Source organism: Coleofasciculus sp., assembly GCF_046539235.1.
Taxonomy (GTDB): Bacteria; Cyanobacteriota; Cyanobacteriia; order Cyanobacteriales; family Coleofasciculaceae; genus Coleofasciculus.
In genome coordinates this window covers 1-4601 of the sequence record NZ_JBKHHI010000490.1, presented here as the reverse complement: position 1 = coordinate 4601, position 4601 = coordinate 1, and the positions used below count along the sequence as shown (strand labels likewise).

Annotated in this window: 3 protein-coding genes; all 3 read left to right on the top strand. The window is 46.1% G+C overall.

The features are described from left to right. Positions 1 to 440 precede the first annotated feature (440 nt). The 3 genes from ACLFWI_RS27310 to ACLFWI_RS27300 all read left to right on the top strand — a co-directional run bounded on the left by ACLFWI_RS27310 (position 441) and on the right by ACLFWI_RS27300 (position 4564). On the top strand, positions 441 to 3227 hold the full coding sequence (locus tag ACLFWI_RS27310) for a M16 family metallopeptidase (RefSeq protein WP_446415545.1): 2787 nt from the start codon (positions 441 to 443) through the stop codon (positions 3225 to 3227). Positions 3228 to 3501: 274 nt separating this feature from the next. Continuing rightward, entirely contained in the window at positions 3502 to 3903 is a 402-nt protein-coding gene (locus ACLFWI_RS27305) for a 4Fe-4S dicluster domain-containing protein (protein ID WP_446415544.1), read from the top strand. Positions 3904 to 4090: 187 nt separating this feature from the next. Further along, positions 4091 to 4564 carry a plastocyanin/azurin family copper-binding protein gene (locus ACLFWI_RS27300; protein ID WP_446415543.1) on the top strand — a complete coding sequence of 158 codons (474 nt, stop codon included), beginning with the start codon at positions 4091 to 4093 and terminating at the stop codon, positions 4562 to 4564. Positions 4565 to 4601: the final 37 nt, after the last annotated feature.

Genomic DNA, 4601 nt, shown 5'->3' with positions numbered 1-4601 from the left:
GTAGGGGCGAGTCGCTGCATCAATGTGCGGAGGGAGAATTAACTTATCTCGACTCGCCCCAGCATCAATGTGCGGAGGAAGAATTAACTTATCTCGACTCGCCCCGACATCAATATTGTATTAGATATTACCAATATCCACCGGAGGGCGACCTGATATCAATGTCGTATTAGATATTGCCAATATCCACCGGAGGGCGACCCGATATAATTAAAGGTTGGATGGTGTTAATTAAATCCGGCGGGTCGCCCCTACAAGGTTGGTGGGTAATGCCCACCCTACGGGATACCGGGGGTTTCGGCTTCTCGGATTCTCTGAAGTTCCTCTAGAGGGTACAATACTTAAATCAAAGGAGCAGTAGCATTAACCGTATGCCTGGGTTTCATCTTCTAAATCGCTATTTCTTGCCCCTTCTCCTGTTTAGCCTCTGCCTTAGCGCCGTGCTACTTTTCTCTAATACAGCAACTTTGAGTCAAACTCCTCTACCCAACACCAATTCTGATTCCTCATTGTCTCTCACTGAAACGGTGCATAAAACCGTATTGGACAACGGTTTAACTGTTCTCACCAAAGAAGTCCATTCTGCCCCTGTTGTCACCGTCCAGGTGTGGTATAAAGTTGGATCACGGGATGAACCGCCAAGATTAAATGGAATCTCGCACCAGCTCGAACATTTAATGTTTAAAGGAACGACTAATCGCCCGATTCAATTTGGTCGCCTGCTGAGTGCTTTAGGGGCGGACTCCAATGCCTTTACCAGTTACGACCAAACGGCATATTACAACACCGTGAAGCGCGATAAACTAGAAGCCCTGCTGATTCTAGAAGCTGATCGGATGCAAAATACCCAGATTAATAGCGAACAACTCGCGACGGAGAAAGGGGTGGTGATCTCAGAGTTAGAAGGGTATGAAAATGACCCAGAATATCGCCTCGATAGTGCGGTTATGCGCCAGGTTTTTCCTAATCATGCTTATGGATTACCTGTTGGGGGAACGAAGGAGGATGTAGAACGTTTTACTCTGGAACAGGTTAAAGATTACTATCGCACCTATTACCGTCCTGACAATGCCACTGTGATTATTGTTGGTGATTTTGAAACGGATGCGGTGTTGAAGGCGGTGAACCAACATTTTGGCACAATTGATGCACATCAGCCTGGGGAAGATGGGTGTTGTAGAGACGTTCCGGTGGAACGTCTGGGAGATAGGGGTGTAGGGGCGGGTTTGACCGATAACTTAGGGCGTCAAACCGATACCTTGACTAAACCCGCCCTTCTAGGGGAAGCGGAGAAGAATTTGGTAATTTTGGAACAACCGGGTAGTGCAGCGCTGGTGCAGGTGGTTTATCCTCTCCCGAATGTTACTCACCCTGATGTTGCCGCTATTGATGTGATGGATTATATTCTGACATCAGGGCGGAGTTCTCGCATCTATCAGGCTTTAGTCGAGTCTGGATTGGCAAGTGATGCGGGGGGATATGCGGTGAATTTCCGGGATAAGGGCTGGTATGCTCTTTTTGTTACAACTGATCCAGGTGAAGATCTTAACGCGATCGCACAGGTTCTCCAAGAGGCGATCTCATCTTTACAAAGCCAAGGTGTAACAGATGCTGAACTCAACCGCGCCAAAGCTCAACTTAAAGCCGAATTGATTCTCGAAAACCGCGATGTCACCAGTCAAGGATTCCAACTGGGGGCAGATCACACCACAGCCGGGGATTATCGTTTCACCGATCGCTATTTAGCCGCCGTCGCCAAAATCTCTAGCCAAGACGTGCAGCGCGTTAGCCAACAGTACCTTACTCCTAAACAGCGTACTGTTGGCTTGTTTAAACCGACTCAGATTCAGGATGAACCGAGTCGCGGTATCGGTAGTTTTAGTAAAACGACTGAACATTTTTATGCCGAGTCTCCAGCCGAACCCGCAGCAGTCGCCCAGTATTTGCCCCCTGTGGTTTCTGATTCAACCTTGGCGACAAACCAACCCCTACCCGAACGATTTACGCTACAGTCAGGAATGCAGGTGCTACTTTTGCGCGATCGCAGTACGCCTACAGTAACCCTAACTGGATATATTCCAGCAGGTAGGGCAAATGATCCCCCTCAAAAGTCCGGTGTAGCCGAACTCACGGCGGAAAACCTGATGAATGGAACTCAGACTCAGGATGCATTGACCCTTGCCCAAGGTGTAGAAGATCGGGGAATTAATTTAGACTTTTATACAGTGCGGGAAGGTACATTTATCAGTGCCAGTGCGCTGTCTACTGATCTGTCTTCTTTAATTCCCATCGTCAGTGATGTTTTGCAACGGGCGACATTTCCGACGGATCAACTGGAATTAAGCCGTCAACGGGCATTAACCGATCTGCAAATTGAACTCGATGATCCGGCAACTCTTGCACAGCGTACCTTAGCCCAAACTCTTTATCCAGAGACTCATCCTTTTCACAGTTTCCCGACATCTGAAAGCTTAAAGCAAATTACTCGTGATGATGTGGTGCAATTCTATCAGACCTATTATCGTCCTGATCGCACCATCCTGGCGATGGTTGGCGACTTTAACCCCCAGCAAGTGCGATCGCTCCTCGAACAAGAATTTGGCAGTTGGACAGCCAGCAGAAAGCCGCCTCAGTTAACCGTTCCAGCGGTTCAACTCCCCCCTAGCACCGTGCAAGTGAATCGACGCTTACCCGGAAAATCCCAATCCGTCACCTTGATGGGAAGCGACGCGATGAATCGCACTGATCCGCGATATTATGCTGGATTAGTTCTCAATCAAATCATCGGCGGCGATACCCTAGCCAGTCGATTAGGAAGCGTGATCCGCGATCGCTTAGGCTTAACTTATGGGATTTACAGCTACTTTCAGACAGGGATTTACGATGGTTCCTTTGTGATTGAAATGCAAACCGCCCCGGAAGATACTCAACCTGCGATCGCGAATACCATTACTTTACTGCAACAGATCCAGGAGCAAGGGGTTACAGCGACTGAAGTAGCCACAGCTAAACGCTCAATTACCAGCCAATATCCAGTCACACTTGCCCATCCCGACAACTTAGCCCAAACCATTCTCGACAATCAAGTCTACGGGTTAACCACCGATGAACTGCGGGAATTTATCCATCACATTGAAGCCGTTAGCTTAGAACAAGTCAATCAGGCGGCGAAGGAATTACTCCATCCTGATAATCTGGTAATCGTCACGGCTGGTTCAGAAAATTGATGTGATAGAAAGTCCAGTTTAATATGAAGCGTTTATTGAAATCTAATAACGAATGAGTAATGATTGATAAAAAAATTCATACAAACACATAAATATTATTTTTTGATAAATTCTAAATAGGTTGTAGCAATTTCCAAAAACGAGAGCCTTGGTAGACCTGGGTTTTAAGCTTTTCAATTGTGACATCCTATTTAGAGTGCCATATACCTATCAATTAAGGTTGAATTCTTTGAACCTATAATATTGATATGTTGATTCAAAGAGGATGATTAACATGGCTTATGTTGTTGCTGACCCTTGCGTTAAGTGCAAGTACACAGACTGTGTAGAGATTTGTCCCGTTAATTGCTTTTACGAGGGAGAAAATGCGCTGGTGATCAATCCTAGCGAGTGTATTGACTGCGGTAGTTGTGTGCCAGAATGCCCAGTTAACGCTATTTTTGAACAGTCTGATCTTCCCGATAAATGGTCTATATATCAAGAGATCAATGCGGTGTTTTCTGGGGACAAGTCCCTCGAAGATGCTGATGTATCTGATTGGCCCAGTCACCTTGTGGATGGATACAAGGGAGCATGGTCTCACATTTCCGCCAAGCAAGACCCCTTACCTAATGCTGATCAGGCGGCTAGCGAAGATAGCAAGTTGTCGAACTTATCACCTAAATCAGCGAAATAATAATCAAGGTTTGCTGTGACCTTTCTACACAGACAGATCCCTGACTTCTCCAAGAAGTCAGGGATCTTGCTTAAAACCCTTAATGACGATCTGCACCGCTAACGTGTATAGTGCCTACCTACTTATACCTGTATTTGTTTTGTTTGTACTACAATTTAACCTGGGGAATTTAGGTTTAAATAGTAGAATGCCACGAAAAATGTCTTTAAATTACCAATGGCAACATCGATGGTTCCATTGGGGCTTAACGGCGCTAGTTGGATTGATTCTGGGGTTGAACGCCTTTTGCTTACCCGCAGTGGCGGCGACTCCAGCTATAGAGGTCAATGTTAGTTTGGGCAATTCAGCCGATGAATTGAAGTTCTTCCCCAACCAATTTGAGTTTGTCGCAGGTAAACGCTATAAACTGTTACTGGATAATCCCAGTCCCCAAAAGCACTACTTCACCGCCAAAGACTTCGCTGATGCGAGTTGGACGCAAAAAGTTGAAGCCGCCAAAGTAGAGGTAAAAGGAGCAATCCATGAACTGGAACTAAAACCGACTGGTGAAGCTGAGTGGGTATTTGTGCCAATGAAACCCGGAACCTACGAACTTCATTGTTCAATTCCTGGACATACAGAAGCAGGTATGGTAGGAGAAATCACCATAAAACCTGAATAATATGATGTCCGGCTTGCTCACCCATAATAAAAATGTA

Excerpts from the sequence above, each read along its gene's own strand:
- ACLFWI_RS27300 (WP_446415543.1), top strand. The coding sequence starts at position 4,091 with ATGCCACGAAAAATGTCTTTAAATTACCAATGGCAACATCGATGGTTC.
- ACLFWI_RS27305 (WP_446415544.1), top strand. The coding sequence starts at position 3,502 with ATGGCTTATGTTGTTGCTGACCCTTGCGTTAAGTGCAAGTACACAGAC.